General features: G+C 71.0%; 16 protein-coding genes and 1 pseudogene. 6 read left to right on the top strand and 11 right to left on the bottom strand.

Going from position 1 to position 14538, the window contains the following annotated elements; translation table 11 throughout:
- Nucleotides 1–53 precede the first annotated feature (53 nt).
- The 3 genes from ACFYY7_RS15380 to ACFYY7_RS15370 all read right to left on the bottom strand — a co-directional run bounded on the left by ACFYY7_RS15380 (nt 54) and on the right by ACFYY7_RS15370 (nt 2642).
- Nucleotides 54–188 (bottom strand): hypothetical protein, encoded by a 135-nt coding sequence (locus ACFYY7_RS15380; RefSeq protein WP_388661732.1) that lies wholly within the window; start codon nt 186–188, stop codon nt 54–56.
- A gap of 236 nt (nt 189–424) precedes the next feature.
- The gene (locus ACFYY7_RS15375; RefSeq protein WP_388661730.1) at nt 425–1666 is read right to left on the bottom strand and encodes a hypothetical protein; all 1242 of its coding nucleotides are present in this window, start codon (nt 1664–1666) and stop codon (nt 425–427) included.
- A gap of 142 nt (nt 1667–1808) precedes the next feature.
- A complete protein-coding gene (locus ACFYY7_RS15370) occupies nt 1809–2642 on the bottom strand; it encodes a hypothetical protein (protein WP_388661728.1) in 834 nt (277 codons plus the stop codon).
- A gap of 537 nt (nt 2643–3179) precedes the next feature.
- On the opposite strand from ACFYY7_RS15370, the gene ACFYY7_RS15365 reads away from it, so the two are divergent.
- Both ACFYY7_RS15365 and ACFYY7_RS15360 read left to right on the top strand, forming a co-directional pair.
- Nucleotides 3180–3647 (top strand): RICIN domain-containing protein, encoded by a 468-nt coding sequence (locus ACFYY7_RS15365; RefSeq protein WP_388661727.1) that lies wholly within the window; start codon nt 3180–3182, stop codon nt 3645–3647.
- Between the two features lie 203 nt (nt 3648–3850).
- Complete coding sequence (locus tag ACFYY7_RS15360; protein ID WP_388661725.1) at nt 3851–4636, top strand: GNAT family N-acetyltransferase; 786 nt, start codon at nt 3851–3853, stop codon at nt 4634–4636.
- Nucleotides 4637–4681: 45 nt separating this feature from the next.
- Here the strand turns inward: ACFYY7_RS15360 and ACFYY7_RS15355 are convergent, their stop codons facing one another.
- Nucleotides 4682–6151, bottom strand: coding sequence for an MFS transporter (locus ACFYY7_RS15355; protein WP_388661723.1), 1470 nt, complete (start codon nt 6149–6151; stop codon nt 4682–4684).
- A gap of 24 nt (nt 6152–6175) precedes the next feature.
- Here ACFYY7_RS15355 and ACFYY7_RS15350 point away from each other — a divergent pair, with 24 nt between their 5' ends.
- A complete protein-coding gene (locus tag ACFYY7_RS15350) occupies nt 6176–6631 on the top strand; it encodes a MerR family transcriptional regulator (protein WP_388661721.1) in 456 nt (151 codons plus the stop codon).
- 31 nt (nt 6632–6662) lie between these two features.
- On the opposite strand, the gene ACFYY7_RS15345 is transcribed toward ACFYY7_RS15350, so the two are convergent.
- Both ACFYY7_RS15345 and ACFYY7_RS15340 read right to left on the bottom strand, forming a co-directional pair.
- Entirely contained in the window at nt 6663–6881 is a 219-nt protein-coding gene (locus ACFYY7_RS15345) for a ferredoxin (RefSeq protein ID WP_376633388.1), read from the bottom strand.
- 5 nt (nt 6882–6886) lie between these two features.
- Nucleotides 6887–8077 carry a cytochrome P450 gene (locus ACFYY7_RS15340; RefSeq protein WP_388661719.1) on the bottom strand — a complete coding sequence of 397 codons (1191 nt, stop codon included), beginning with the start codon at nt 8075–8077 and terminating at the stop codon, nt 6887–6889.
- A gap of 112 nt (nt 8078–8189) precedes the next feature.
- Here ACFYY7_RS15340 and ACFYY7_RS15335 point away from each other — a divergent pair, with 112 nt between their 5' ends.
- The gene (locus tag ACFYY7_RS15335) at nt 8190–8789 is read left to right on the top strand and encodes a TetR family transcriptional regulator (RefSeq protein ID WP_388661717.1); all 600 of its coding nucleotides are present in this window, start codon (nt 8190–8192) and stop codon (nt 8787–8789) included.
- A 96-nt stretch (nt 8790–8885) separates the two neighbouring features.
- Here the strand turns inward: ACFYY7_RS15335 and ACFYY7_RS15330 are convergent, their stop codons facing one another.
- From ACFYY7_RS15330 to ACFYY7_RS15320, 3 genes and pseudogenes are all read right to left on the bottom strand, one after another.
- Nucleotides 8886–10496: an adenosine deaminase gene (locus ACFYY7_RS15330; protein ID WP_388661715.1), complete on the bottom strand. Its 1611-nt coding sequence runs from the start codon at nt 10494–10496 to the stop codon at nt 8886–8888.
- A 170-nt stretch (nt 10497–10666) separates the two neighbouring features.
- A complete protein-coding gene (locus ACFYY7_RS15325) occupies nt 10667–10885 on the bottom strand; it encodes a DUF397 domain-containing protein (RefSeq protein ID WP_388662022.1) in 219 nt (72 codons plus the stop codon).
- A pseudogene (locus tag ACFYY7_RS15320) lies at nt 10859–11125 on the bottom strand (helix-turn-helix domain-containing protein); the annotation flags it as partial. The gene ACFYY7_RS15325 and the pseudogene ACFYY7_RS15320, both read right to left, overlap by 27 nt.
- A 114-nt stretch (nt 11126–11239) precedes the next feature.
- On the opposite strand from ACFYY7_RS15320, the gene ACFYY7_RS15315 reads away from it, so the two are divergent.
- On the top strand, nt 11240–11488 hold the full coding sequence (locus ACFYY7_RS15315) for a hypothetical protein (protein WP_388661713.1): 249 nt from the start codon (nt 11240–11242) through the stop codon (nt 11486–11488).
- Nucleotides 11478–11711: a hypothetical protein gene (locus ACFYY7_RS15310; RefSeq protein ID WP_388661712.1), complete on the top strand. Its 234-nt coding sequence runs from the start codon at nt 11478–11480 to the stop codon at nt 11709–11711. Before ACFYY7_RS15315 ends, ACFYY7_RS15310 begins: the two co-directional genes overlap by 11 nt.
- 96 nt (nt 11712–11807) lie before the next feature.
- Here ACFYY7_RS15310 and ACFYY7_RS15305 read toward each other — a convergent pair whose 3' ends face one another.
- Complete coding sequence (locus ACFYY7_RS15305; protein ID WP_388661710.1) at nt 11808–13367, bottom strand: PTS transporter subunit EIIC; 1560 nt, start codon at nt 13365–13367, stop codon at nt 11808–11810.
- Nucleotides 13368–13415: 48 nt separating this feature from the next.
- Complete coding sequence (gene murQ / locus ACFYY7_RS15300; RefSeq protein ID WP_388661708.1) at nt 13416–14381, bottom strand: N-acetylmuramic acid 6-phosphate etherase; 966 nt, start codon at nt 14379–14381, stop codon at nt 13416–13418.
- Between the last annotated feature and the right edge of the window lie 157 nt (nt 14382–14538).

Below are 14538 nucleotides of genomic sequence, written 5' to 3'. Positions count from 1 at the left end.
GCCGACGCTTTTTTGTGCTGACACTCTGGGGCCGGCTCTTTGGCGCTGCCGCCCTACCGGGCGAACACCATCTCCGGGAAGCGTTCCGAGGGTCCGTCCAGCAGATGGTCGTCGTGCCCGCGCAGCCACCGGCCGAAGAACGACACGACGTACGCCCGGTTCGCGGCCAGGGCGCGGTGCGACGGCACCGTCCCGGCGGCGCCCCGTGGCCGTCCGGGAACTCGACCCCGGTCGCCTCGTGGGCGTGGTCGATCGTGACGACGGCGTACCCCCGGCTCGCCAGGTCCTCCACGAGCGCGGTGCTCCAGATGCGCAGGTCGCCGAGCCCGGGGGAGTACAACACCACGGGCACCCACGTATGAGGGCTCCCCGGTATGAGACGGGGCACCGTACGCCGCGCCGCCGTCCCGCTCCACGGACCTTCCTACGGCAGGCGGTCGAGCAGCCAGGTGCAGAGTTCCTCCGTCACGAGGGTGTGCCCCTCGTTCCGGGAAGCGAGCTTGAACTCGTCCAGCCCGCCGGTGCCCTCCGGGAGCGCGGAGATGTCCTTGTACAGCTCGTCGTCCGTGTCCAGGTCGGCGACATCGACCGCGCTGACGGACGGTACGAAGCAGTGCGACCGGATACGTACATCGGTCTTGAAGCCGAGGAACGGGTTCAGGGCGTTGAAGGCGTCCGCGAGGATGCCGAAGCCCTCCAATGAGCCGCCGGGCGCGCCGTCGATCGACGGGAGCCCCTTCGTACGGACCTCGTTGGTCTTCAGCGTCACCACCCGCAGCTTCGCGACGAGCTCGTCGAGCCCGGGTGCCTGGGTGTAGAGCTTGGTACCCACAACCGTCAGGCCCTTGCCCTCCAGGGCCAGTTCACCCGCCCGGACATCGGTGCCGGTCCCGTCGGCCGTCCCGTTGGCGACACCGATCAGCCGGGGCCTGCGCGGCCATTCGCCGACCGCCTGCATCTCGGCCAGGAACGCGCCGCGCTCGTCGCTCTGGTCAGGAGTGCTGTCCCACTTCTCGATGTGCCGCCACAGCAGCTGGCGGGCGGCCGGGCTGTTGATCTGGTCGGAGAATCGGCTGTCGAGGTCCTTGATGTAGTGCGCGAACGCCTGGAGCGCGATCGGGATCCAGGCGCCCCGGTGCGGGCTGTCGTACGAGAAGTACAGCGAGGTCTGGTGGTCGATGCCCCGGCTCTCCATCTTGGCCAGCGCGTGCCGGGTGACGAGCCCGCCCATGCTGAACCCGCCGACCGCCAGCGGCGTGTCGCCCAGCCGCTCCGCGATGGCCCGCGCGATCGCGGCCTGCGCGGTACGGGAGTTGTCCAGAATCGACGCACTGCGCTCGTGATAGCCGAGCAGGACGACATCGTGGCCACGGCGGCGCAGCTCGCTGATCAGCGCGTAGTCGCCGAACTCCATGATCTGCCAGGAGAATTCCAGTTCGCTCGGCCCCGTACTGAAGCCGTCGGAGAAGACCACCGGCCGGACGAGACCGGGGTTCCCCTCGCCGTAGTAGACCCAGGCGGTACCGCCCGGCAGCTCCCACACATCGCTGGGCGGCAACGGAAGGGAGCTGGGCCTCTCGGCGTCCAGGCGTGGGCCGGGGGCCAGCGCGATGGGGGGCCGGTCGTGGAGCCCGGAGACGATCTGCTCATGGGTGGGTTCGGACATGGTTCGTTCCCCTTTGGGGCAGTTGATTACGATGCGCGCCAAGAGGAACACGGAACGTAGCGACCGGTCGCCGAAGGCGATTCAAACCACTCCCAGGTGGGAGCCACTTTCGGACACCGGGTGACGGCTCGGCCTCGCGGCCTCATGAGCTCCTGGGGTGCCCCGGCCTGACGGACCGTCGAACGAGCCCGGCCCGTACGTCGTTCATCCGATTCCGTACGCCGTCCGCCGGTACGGCCCCGCTGGGCCCGGCTGGTGCGACGGCCGCTTCGCCCCGGCAGGGCCTGCACCGGCCGCCGATCAGGGCCTCCGCGCTGCCCGGTGAGCGGCACTCGCTGCATTCGAGGGTGCGCAACACCGTTCGCCGTTGCGCCGGAGCGACCCGTTCGGGTGGCATCTTGTCGGCGAGCCGCCTGCGGACCAGGGCCGCCGCGTGGTGGACGGGTGAGGGCAGCCCGTCGGTGAGGGCGTGCAGCAGCTCCGCCTCGGTGGCCCCGCGCTCGAACCACTCGCCGACCTGCGGCTCCAGCGCCGTACAGTCGGCCGCCGACAGCGTGAGCGTGGGCGCGGTACGGCCCAGCGCGGCGAGCAGCGCGAACGCGCGGGACCGGGTGGGGCGTCGGGGCTGATCGACCGGTACGTCACCCCGGGTGAACGCCGCCCACCACTCGTCGTCCCGAGCGGTCCGGGAGAAGAACGTACGGGTCACCCAGAGCAGCACCTCTTCGTTGGCGACGCACTCGCTGCCGCGCCGCAGATGCCCGGCGTCCTGGAGCCGGTTGAGGGCGGTGCGCAGCGCGCACTGCCCGTACGGGAGGTGTTTGGCCAGCGTCTTCACGGAGATGTCGGAGCCCTCGGGCAGCCGGTCGAGATACGCGGCGATGGACGCCTCGCGAGCCGGAAGGTGAGCGAAATCGCGCTCGGTACGAGGGTGTTGGCCGGGTGCGGACCGCTTGCCGTACCCCGGATTGGCCATCGGGTGCGGGTGAGGGTGCGGGGGTGCTGGCAGGGGTACGTGCGGGGCGCACGGGGCAGCACTAAGCTGGCCGACAGCCATCAGATCGCTCCTTGTAAGCGGTCGAAGTGGTCAGGCCCCTGTTTGGTGTTCCACCACCGGCAGGGGCCGATCTGCGTCACGGAGCATCGCTCTGCATTCGGCACGCTAGAGCGTCACCACTGTCGGTGGCAAGTCGGTCACAAAATGTCAACTCGCTGCTCGGGGTGGGTGGGTGGGAAGTGGCCCACCTCCCATTCCGCTGAAAGAGCGCTCGGACTTCGCGGCTTGAGCCCCGGGCGGAACGCCGCTGGTGAGAGGGGGCGCGCGCCCCACTCCGAATGCGCCGAGCGCGCTCCAAGTGCGCCTCTGCTGACGGGGTGGACCGGCGGGGGCGCGACGCGGGATGCGGGAGAGGGGCGGCGGCCCCTGTGATCTTGGGTGCCGGGCCGGTCGACATCGGCCCGCGCCGGGCGGATTGGCCCGGAATCCCCCCACTCAAGTCGTACGAGGAGTCCCGTGCGTATCCGATCCATCCTGTCGCTGGCCGCGTCCGCCGTCGCGGTCGTGGCGCTCTCCACCCCCGCCCAGGCCGTCGACAACGGCTACTACCTGATCCAGAACGCCGAGAGCGGCCAGTGTCTGAACTCCGGCGGAGGCGTGTTCGGCGGTGAGCTCGGCGACTGCGGCAGCAACTCCGGCTGGCACGCGATCAACCTGCCGAACGGGTCCGTGCAGTTCCGCGAGGCGAACGACGAGAACCGCTGCCTGGCCCTGTCGCCCCTGAAGATCTACCCGCCCGCCGTGGCCGAGCGTGAGTGCAACACTTCTCCGGACCAGTGGCTGATCCATGGCTCGTCCAACGGCTTGGGCGTCGCCCTGAGCCTCGACGGCGCCTCGAACCTGGGCACGCTCACCCCGCAGGACGACCGCGCGAGGCTGGGCGGCCAGGGCGAGCGCGAGTGGGTCCTGGTACGGGTCGGCTAGCGCCCCTCGCCTTCCGCGACCGGGCCCGGGGCTTGAGCTCCGGGCCCGGTCGTGTCTCTGAGGGGGCGCAGCGTTGGCAACGCTCCGGAACCACTTGAGGTCAGTGGTTCGGAGATTCTGTCGGCCGATGGCGTCGACCTCGCCTACGGCAGCGCGCTCGCGGTCAGAAGTGCTCGGCTCTCCGTCAGTCGGGGTGGTCTTCGATGCCGGTCCTGATGCATTCATTCCGAGTGCGTGCGAGCACGCGGCTCTGGAAGGGTCGGTTCATGTCCAACGATTCGTTGCTGATCAGGGCCCAAGGCCTATGGCAGGAGGTGGCGTCGGCGCCGGTCTCGTTCGGGGCGGTGGGCGAGGTCGGCGTCGTCGCCTCTCCTGATTCGAGGTTCTGCCCACCTGGGTGGGTGGGCATCGTGCTCCTGGGCGGAGCAGCCGTCGTCACCGCTCCGAGCGTGAAGTCCGCTGCCCGGGTCCGTCAGGCTGTGGCTGAGCTGCCTGCCGACAGGTTGACGGACCCGGAAGCGGTGGGGAGGGTTCTCCCGATCGGTGAGGTTCTCGGGCCCGCCGCACTCGCCTATGCAGAGGCCGGTGGCTTCCGGCCAGTAGCGCTCGCAGAGCCACGTGTGGAGGTACTGCCCGCCGACCATGCGGAGGTGAGGGCCCTTGAGAAGGCGGCGGGGGCGGAGGATGTCGGAGAGGCATCCCTCGCCGAGATCACCTCACCCGCGTTCGTTCTGCGGACCGACGGTGAGATCGTCGCTGCTTCCGGATATCGCGTATGGCCGAACTCGACGGCTCACGTGAGCGTGCTGACCTCGCCCGCCTGGCGCGGAAGGGGCTTTGCCCGCGCGACCGGATCCGCCTCGGTCCGGCACGCGCTCGCACAGGACCTGCTGCTGCAATGGCGGGCCCGCGTCCCGGCATCGAGGAAGGTGGCGGTCGCGCTGGGGTTCAGCGAGCTCGGTTCCCAGCTCAGCATTCGGTTGGCCTGATCGGGACGGTTTCGCAGATGCTCTGCCGCTCGGCCGCGCCTCCGATCACCGCCGGGCGGCAGGGGCGGTCCGGAGGGCCGTGCCGTGGTCCAGCTGCTCGAACAGTGTCGCCGTTCGGGTGGCGGTGTTCATGGCCCAGCGGCCGGTGCTGAGCAGGCCCAGGGCCGTGATGCCGAGGCCCAGTCCGAGTACCAGCCACCACACGGTGTGCTCCGCGTCGGTGAACGCCGGTCCGCCGCGGGGCAGGGCCGAAGCCACGATCGTTCCGGAGACGGCGACGCCCAGAGTGGTGCCGGTCTGGCGGCCGGCGGAGGCCAGGGAGGCCGCCACCCCGGCCATCGAGCGGGGCATTCCGGAGACGGCGGTGTTGGTGATCGGTGGGTTCACGGTGCTCAGGAAAATGCCGAACAGGAGGTAGACCGCGAGCAGGGCCGGCAGCGGGGTGGCCGGTGTGAGCCAGAGCGATGCGCCGCCGCCCAGCGCCAGCGCGCACCCGGCGACCACCAGCGGCACTCTCGGACCGCGCGCACCGACCAGCCTGCCGGTGAACGGAGAGAGCGCGACGACCAGCCCCCCGACCGGGAGCAGGCACAGCCCGGCCGTGAACGCCGACATGCCGCGTACGTTCTGCAGGTACTGGGTGGTGACGAAGAGGAACGCGCCGAACCCGCACAGAGCGAAGAGCGCCATCAGGATCGCCGAGCTGAACGGCACGCTGCGGAACAGGCGCAGCTCCAACAGCGGGTCCACCCGGCGCGATTGGTGGCCGAGTATGCCGAGCACGCCGAGGACGGACAGGGAGAGCAGGCCCAGGATGACCGGAGAGGTCCAGCCCAGGGCCCTGGATTCGGTGATCGCGAAGACGACGCCACCCAGTACGAGGATCACCAGAGCCTGGCCCACCGGGTCGAAGCGGCGCACTCGCGGGGCACGGGACTCGGGTACGAACAGCGCGGTGCACACGATCGCGGCGGCGACGATCGGCACGTTGACCCAGAAGACGGAGTGCCAGCCGAGGCCGTCGACCAGGGCGCCGCCGATGACCGGCCCCAGTGCCAGCGACAGGCCGGTCATCGAGCCGAACACACCGATGGCCCTGGCCCGCGCGGCCGGTTCGGGGAACGTGGTGGCGACGATCGCCATCGCCACCGGATTGAGCATCGTGCCGCCGACAGCCTGCAGCACACGCGCCGCGACCAGCCAGCCGATGCCCGGCGCCAGTCCGCAAAGCAGCGAGCCGAGCCCGAAGGCGGCGAGGCCGGCCTGGAAGACGCGCCGACGGCCGAACCGGTCAGCGGTGGACCCGGCCAGCACCAGGAAGCCGGCCAGCACCAGGGTGTACGCGTCGACCGTCCACTGCAGGCCGGACACCGAGGCCCGCAGGTCGTGGCGGATCGACGGCAGGGCGACGTTGACGACAGAGATGTCCATCACCACGACGATCACGCTCGCGCAGCAGATCGTGAGCACCAGGAGCCGACGGCGAGGACTGAGTACGGGCACGGATTCGGGCATGTCCGGGACGCTAGGTTCTAGAGCGTGGTCGAAGTCAACCAACAACTGCCCGAGCCCGTACCCGAGTCGGGGCTGAGCATCGCCGAGGCCGCCCGTCGTACCGGGGTGAGCGCACACACCCTGCGCTACTACGAACGCGCCGGACTGGTCGTCACCCCCGTGGACCGGACCCACGGCGGCCGGCGCCGCTACCGCGCGTTCGACCTGGAGTGGATCACCATCTGCACCAGGCTCCGGGCGACCGGCATGCCCATCAGAGGAATCCGCCGCTACGCCGAACTTGTCGCGGCGGGCCGGGGCAACGAGGAGCAGCGACTGGAGCTGCTCGAAGCGCACGAGGACCAGGTGCTCGCCCGGATCGCCGAACTCCAGGAGAACCTGAAGCTCATCGCCCACAAGGTCGACGTCTACCGGGGCAGACTCGCCGCCGGTGACGCCGACCAGCTGTGGGCACCCCACCGCGCACCGGACGGCCACTGAGAAGTCAGGCCGATACCGGCTGGGGGACGGGTCAGTCGCGGCGGGGGCCGATGACGGTGTTCCCGTCGTGCACGGTGATCGCCAGGGCCGGGCAGATGTCGGCGGCGTCCAGGACCCGTTCGTCCGGCTCGATCCCGTCGGACCGGACACGGGCGCGCTCACCGTCCAGGGCGAACACCTCGGGGACCGTCCCTGCGCACATGCCCGAGCCCTGGCAGAGCTGGGGGTCGACGCGTACGTTCCAGGCCATGGCGCTCACCACTCCACCGGCATGACGCGCGGGCCGCGCACCAGCATCTCGGACTTCCAGGTCACATCCCCGGCCGGCCGCAGCTCCGGGAAGCGGGCGATGAGGGCGGCCAGCGCCTCCTGGAGTTCGAGCCGGGCCAGCGGGGCGCCCAGGCAGTGGTGGACGCCATGGCCGAATCCGAGGTGCTGGTTGCCCTCGCGGGCGATGTCGAGGACGCCCGGGGCGGCGAACCGCAGTGCGTCGCGGTTGGCGGCGCCGACGGCGACCAGGACCGGGCTGCCCGCCCGGACGAGGGTCCCGCCGACCTCGATGTCCTCGGTGGCGTACCGGGGCTGACCGGCACCGCTGCCCAGGGGGACGAAGCGCAACAGCTCCTCCACCGCGTTCGGGACGAGCTCGGGTTCGGCCCTGAGCCTGGCCAGCTGGTCCGGGTGGTCGAGCAGGGTGAGGACGAAGTTGGGGATCTGGGACGCGGTGGTCTCGTGCCCCGCGACCAGGATGCCCACGCACAGATCGACGAGTTCGAGCTCGGAGAGCCGGTCGCCGCCGTCGCGGGCCTCGATGAGCGCCGTCATCAGGTCGTCCTGCGGTGCGCGGCGGTGTTGGTCGATCAACCCGGCCATGTAGGCGCGCAGTTCCTCGCGGCTCGCGTCGAACTCCTCGGCGGTGAGGGAGCTGGTCGACAGCGCGTCGTCGCTCCACACCCGGAAGCGCGGCCGGTCCTCAGTTGGTACGCCCAGCATCCGGCAGATCACGGCGACCGGCAACGGAAGTGCGAACAGGTCGACCAGGTCGGCGGGCGGCCCCGCGGTCTCCAGCTCGTCGAGCAGGCCGGCGGTCAGCTCCCGGACCTGGGGGCGCAGCTTCTCGACCTGGCGGACGGTGAACGCCTTGGCGACCAGGGAACGCAGCCGGGTGTGGTCCGGCGGGTCCATGCCGAGGATGCCCCCGTCGCGCTGCCCCTCGGACTGCCGGGGCTCGTCGTGCGAGGCGGCGGCGGCCCGGCTGAAGCGCTGGTCGCCGAGGACGAGCCGGGCGTCGGCGTAGCGGGTGACGAGCCAGGCCGGTTCGCCGTACGGCATCTGGACCCGTAAGAGCCCCGGCCGTTCGCGTACGTGCTCGTAGGCCTCGGCCAGCTGGAGCCCGTCGGGGGTGTTGAAGGGGTAGGCGAGGGGTTCGGTATCTGCTGTGTTCACTGCGGCCTCCCGGATGTAAGCAGCTGCTTACAACGGTAGAAGTGGTCTTCCCAGGCAGTCAACGACGCTTTAAGGCCGTTATCCTGACGGGCCGTTCGAGAGGAAAGCCGCCATGGAGACCGCTTCCGCCCCGCAGCCCGAAGAGCGCCGCAGGGACGCCGCGGCCACCCGTCGCCGCTTGCTGGAGGCGGCCCGGGACCTGTTCGCGGAGCGTGGCTACGAGGGGGCGACGGTCCGGGAGATAGCGGCGCGGGCCGGGGTCAACCAGGCCCTGTTGTTCAGGTACTTCGGCTCGAAGCGGGGGCTGCTGACGGAGGTCGTCGCGCTCGGCGGGCTGGAGCAGCTGCGGGCGACGCCGCCGGAGGAGCTGTTCGAGACCGCCCTGCGCTCGATGCTGACCCGGAGCGCGGAGGGGCCGGAGGACCGTTCCCTGGAGGTCTATCTGCGGTCGGTCGGGCGGGGCGACGAGGCGGCCGGAACCCTGCGGGAGCTGGGCGAGGCGTACCAGAGCGCGCTGGCCGGGCTGTCCGGGGCCGAGGACGGCGCGCTGCGCGCGGATCTCGCCATGGCCTGGCTGCTGGGAATCGGCCTGATGCGGACGGTCGTCGCCCGGGAACCCCTGGCCGGGGCCGATCCGGACGACGTCTGCCGTCTGGTCCTCGGGACGCTCGGCCATCTGTGGGCGGCGGAGCAGGACGAACGAGGCGAGTGACGCCTGACGCCCGTACGGAGAGCGCGGCGGGCCCGGGGCTCAAGCCCCGTACCGGGCCCGGGGCTCAAGCCCCGTACCCGGCCCGGGGCGCTCGGGTCAGCGGTTGTCGCGCTCGAAGACGGCGAAGGCCGTCTCCTGGCGCCACTCGGTCGCCGCCTTCGGGTTGTCGGCGAGGTAGCGGGCGCAGCGCGAGCTCGGGCGGTCGGTGCCCGGCCGGTTGCCCTGGCAGGCGGAGACCGGGCGGTAGCCGGACCGGGCGGAGTCGGTGGCCCACAGGCTGCGGCCCTCGCGGAACGCGTACTCCAGCGAGGCGCGGGCCAGGTCCTTCAGCTCGACGTAGCCGAGGCCGTACGTATTGGCCGCGTACTGGTACTCGTGGCTGATGTCGATCCGGGAGACGCCCGGGTCGTCGGTGGCCAGGACGATCGGGACGCCGTAGCGGCGGTAGGCGTTGAACGGGTGGTCGTCGCCCGCGATGCCGAGGATCTGCTTGTTGCTGGAGAACGGCACCTCGACGGCCACGTTGCGCCGCGCCATCGTGCGGGCCAGCTGCCGCCAGTCGTCCTCGTGGACCAGGTCCACGCCGTGGCCGATGCGCTCGGCTCCGGCCACGAGCACCGCTTCACGGATGTGGAAGGTCAGGTCCTCGGGCTTGACCAGGCCGGGGGCCAGCTCACCGGCGTGCAGGGTGAGGTGGGAGTCCGGGTACTGGCCGCGCAGGTACTTCAGCATCCGCATCTGGAGGCTGTAGTTGGTCAGCGCGCTCTCGCCGTCCTCCGGCTGTACGAGGTTGACCGCGAGGAACCTCGGGTCGCGCTCGGCCAGTCGCATGCCGACCGCCATCTGCGTGAACACCCGTACCGGGGAGCTGCCCCGGGACACCTGGGAGATCCACCTGACGGGGAGCTTGCAGCCCGGGTCGGGGCGGGGCGTGTCGCAGTGCGCGGCCTCGCGGAACTGCACGTCGGTGTCGTCGGCCTCCTGGACCGCCTCGTCCACCACCCGGTCGAGCTGGCCACCGGCCACGAGCTTGGCGTGGAGGGCGGCCAGGTCGGCGTCGTAGCCCACCTTGTCGGCGAGCGCCCTGCCGGCGTCCGAAGCGGGGGTGACCAGGGTCTCCAGGTAGAACTGGTTCTGCTCGACCACGGTGTTGGCCACGTTCGCGAGCATCTTGCCGCGGGTGTACCAGGTGGCCATGCCGAACTTGCCGAACGTGTCGAAGAAGTGGTCGTGCCCGGACTGGTCGGCCGGGAAGTCCTGCATGGACCAGGCCCGGATGATCCGCTGCCGGAACGCGGCGTCGTGCTGCGCGTCGGCCGCCGGCCTCGTACCCGGCCCGCACGGCGGCGCCACGGCCGTGTCCGTCGCGTCGATGCACAGCCCGGCCTCGCTCGCGAGCTGGATCAGGTACTCGGTGGTGACCGCCCCCGACAGGTGGTTGTGCAGGTCACCGCCCTTGGGCAGGGCCTTGAAGAACGCCTTCAGCTTCTCCGGCCTGCCCTGCAACGAGTCGAGGCGCGCGGAGGTCCTGGCCTCGGCCTGGGTGACGGGGCGGTGCATCGCCTGCGCCGCGGGCCGCGGTGACGCCTCCTTCGCGGTGGAGGCGGCGGCCGGGATCGCCGGAAGCAGGGTCAGCACGGCGAGCGCGCCGAATCCGGCCGCACGCAGTGACTTGGGACGGTGGGCCGTCCGGAATGTTGAGTTCACCGCCGAATGATCGCGTCAGCCGAGGGTATTCTTCACGCAAACCGCATATATGGCCTGAAACCTCCACTCGATCGAGTGGGTGCACCGCCCGGCGGTCGGGTCAGGGCCTGACCACTGGACCGGACGCGGGCCGGACCGACCGACGGCCTCGGTCGATCCGGCCCGTTCCGTCAGGCCCGGACGCTCTTGAGGTCCGCGATGAACGACGTCCACGCGGCGTCCCGGAACACGAGCGCCGGCCCCTCGGCCACCTTGGAGTCCCGCACGGGGACGATGCCGGGGTGGCCGTCGGCGACTTCGAGGCAGTCGCCGCCGCTGCCGTCGCTGTACGTGGACTTCCGCCAAGTCGCGGTGGGCAATGCGTGATCCGGGTACTTCGACTTCTTCAGGGCCGCGCAGTTGCGGACGAAGAAGCCTTCCGACTTCAGGATCTCGTCCAGCTTCTCGGCCTGATCCAACTGCATCCGACGCGTACCGGACTCCAACTGCCCGATGAAGGAACCGCTCACGAACAGCGGGATGCCCAGCGCCTCCTGCGAGAGACCCGCGCCCTCTCTTCGGTGGCGGAGCTCCGCGCCGAGCAGGGCGCGTGGAGAGGAGGAGGGGTCGAGCTTCTTGGGCCCCGGCATGACAACTCCCTGTGACACATGTGCGGTTGTTGGTTCTGCGCCTCTTCCAGGTTAGCGACACGTTGGACACGCTGGGTATGCATTGTCATTACTCAGCGTGGAAAGGAATGGATCATGACGATCAAGGAACGGCGCAGGGCGACGGAGGGCAGAGTGCGGGCAGCGGAGGACGCGGTGGCGCGTTTGAAGGAGGGGTTCTCGGGTGTCGGGATCACGCTGCCATCGCTGCGGATCGACCCGGTGTCATGTGCGGGGAGCGACCCGGGGACGCCGCTGGTGGACCTCGGACGGTGCAATCTCGACACGGTGCTGAGGCTGAGTGTGGTGCTGGAGGCGCAGGGACTGGCCGGTCATGAACGGTGAAGGACCTGAGTCGAGCGCGCCGGAGCCGGGTTCGTTCGCGGTGGACACCCGGGACGGGCGGGTGGGGCGCGTGATGGGGCACGTCGGGCCGTACGTACAGCTGCGGGCGCCGGGCGGTGGGGCGGAGTGGGACTGCCCGCCGGAGTCGGTGCGCCCGGCGCCGCTGGGGGAGGTGCTGCGGGCCCGGGTCCGGGAGGTCAACAGGGAGGGGAGGCTGCCGTGAAGGTGTTGTTGCGCCGGGTGTGACCCGGCTTTGGATACACGGAAGGGCGACACCCCGGTCGGGTGCCGCCCTCATCCATGCCTGCTCAGACCGGGGTCAGACTCCGGCCGGTTCCTTCGTGGGGGTGTCGGGGCCGGGGGCCGGGGACGCCGGGGCGCCCGTTGCCGTGACCGTGGACGCGGCGGGTTCCTGTGAGACGTTGAACTCCGTCAGCAGGTCCTTGCTGAATCCGAAGAAGTACGTCGCGAGGAACCCGGCGAGGTAGCCGACCAGCAGGCCGCCCCCGTAGATCGCGGCCGTGGTGCCCAGGCCGTGGTTGCCGTCGAGCAGGGGGAACAGGGCCCAGCCGGACGGGCCGATGGCCGTGGAGCCGACCTTGTCGCCGAGCTGGTTGAACAGGCCGATGAAGCCTCCGCCGAACGCGCCGCCCACGCACGCCGTGATGAACGGGCGGCCGAGCGGGAGGCTGACGCCGTAGATCAGGGGCTCGCCGACGCCCAGCAGACCGGCCGGGAGCGCGGACTTGATGGTGCGGCGGATCGACTCGTTGCGCGGGAGGCGGAAGTAGACCGCCGCGGCCGCGCCGACCTGGCCGGCGCCCGCCATCGCGAGGATCGGGAGCAGCACGGTGTAGCCCTGCTGCTCGATCAGGGTGGTGTGGATCGGGATGAGCGCCTGGTGCAGGCCCAGCATCACCAGGGGCAGGAAGAGACCGCCGAGCACGAAGCCCGCGCCCGCACCGCCGTTGGAGAGCAGCCAGTCGGCGAACGTACCGATGGCGGTGGAGACCTCGCCGGCCACGTACATCAGGCCGAAGATCGTCACCAGGCCGGAGACCAGGACCGTGAGGGTCGGGGTGACCAGTACGTCCAGTGCCTCGGGCACCCAGCGGCGGCACCACTTCTCCACGTACACCGCGAGCACCGCCGCGCCGAGCGCGCCCAGCACACCGCCCTGCCCGGGGGAGAGCTTCTGGCCGAACGCCTCGATGTTCGCGACGCCCGGGAAGACGATGATCGCGGCGACCGCACCGCCCAGGATCGCCGTGCCGCCGAACTCCTTCGCCGTGTTGTAGCCGACGAAGACGGCGATCAGCGCCATGAAACCGGACGCCATCGCGGCGAGGGCGGGGGTGACCGAGGTCAGCCAGCCCAGGTTCACCAGCAGGCCGTTGAGGCCGGCGATGATGCCGCAGCCGATGAGCGCCGGGATCAGCGGGACGAAGATGTTCGCGATCCGGCGCAGGAACAGCTTGAACGGGGTGGCGTTCTTCGTCTTCCGGGCCGCCTTCATCGCGGCACCATGGGCGGCCAGCTCGTCCGCCGAGGCGGAGGCGGAGGCGGATGCCGAGGGCGCGGCTTCGCCCGGATCAGGGGCTGCTGCCCGGCCCTCCGCGCCCTCCTCAACCAGTCGCTCGAACTCCGGCGTGACCCGGGCGACGGTCCCCGGGCCGAGGACGATCTGGTACGTGTCGTCCTCGACCACGCCCATGACGGCGGGGACCGCCTTCAGGGCCTCGTCGTCGACGAGGGAGCGGTCGTGCAGACCCAGCCGGAGCCGGGTCATGCAGTGGGCGATGGTGCTGACGTTCGCGGCGCCACCGACGAGCGGAAGGATCGCGGCGGCGGTGGCGCGGTTCTTGTCTTCTGTTGCCATGGTGCGTGGTGCCTTGCTGTGCGGGGGTGCGGGGATGGAGCCGGTGGTTCAGGTGGTGCGGGGGGCGGCGGCGAGGGCGGCGCGGAGGTGGCCGCCGGACGCGGTCAGGAGGTCGGCGGCGGTGGGGCCGTCGACCTGGCCGAGGATGGTGAGGATGGCGTTCTTCACCTCGCCGTCGGTCGCGGCGAGGGCGGCCTCGATCTCCTCGTCGGACGCTCCGGTGGCGAGCGAGACGATCCGGCGGGAGCGGGCGCGCAGCTTCTCGTTGGAGGCGCGGACGTCGACCATCAGGTTCCCGTACGTCTTGCCGAGCCGGATCATCGTGATCGTCGAGAGCATGTTGAGGACGAGCTTCTGGGCCGTGCCCGCCTTGAGCCGGGTGGAGCCGGTGAGCAGCTCCGGGCCGACGACGACCTCGATGGCGTGCTCCGCCGCGGCGCCCAGCGCGGAGTCCGCGTTGCAGGAGAGACCGATGGTCAGCGCGCCCTTGCCGCGGGCGTGCTCGACGGCCCCGATCGCGTACGGCGTGCGGCCGGAGGCGGAGATGCCGACCACGGTGTCGTCGGCGGTGAGGTCCAGGGCATCGAGGTCGGCGGCGGCCAGCTCCTTGCTGTCCTCGGCGCCCTCGACGGCCTTGACCATGGCGGTCGGGCCGCCCGCGATCAGGCCGATGACCTCGGAGGGGTCGGTGTTGAAGGTGGGCGGGCACTCGCTGGCGTCGAGCACGCCGAGCCGGCCGGCGGTGCCCGCGCCCGCGTAGATCAGCCGGCCGCCGCGCGCCATGCGCTCCGCCGTGCCGTCGATGGCGGCGGCTATCTCGGGCAGCCGGGCGCCGACGGCGGCCGGGACGGACTGGTCCTCGCCGTTCATGATGCGGGCGATCTCAAGTGTGCCGAGCCGGTCGATCTCGGCGAGCTCGGGCCGGAACGCCTCGGTGGTGAGCGTCGCGAGCTGGGCGCGCAGCTCCCCGTAGCCGTCGGAGGCGGTGGGGTCGGCGTCGGTGGTGGAGGTCATGGAGGGCGGCTCTGCTTTCTCGGTCGCGTGCGGTTCAGCGGCTGCGGCTGCGGGGGGGGGGGGGGGGGGGGGGGCCCGGCGGGGGGGGGGGGGGGGGGGGGGATTCGGCAGAGGACAACAAAATAAAAACCATAACAAAAAAATGATGGTGAGAGGG

The sequence above is a fragment of the Streptomyces sp. NPDC001933 genome, from assembly GCF_042890955.1.
GTDB lineage: Bacteria > Actinomycetota > Actinomycetes > Streptomycetales > Streptomycetaceae > Streptomyces.
Note: the sequence above shows the minus strand (reverse complement) of the source record. Positions and strands in the feature narration are given on the sequence as shown.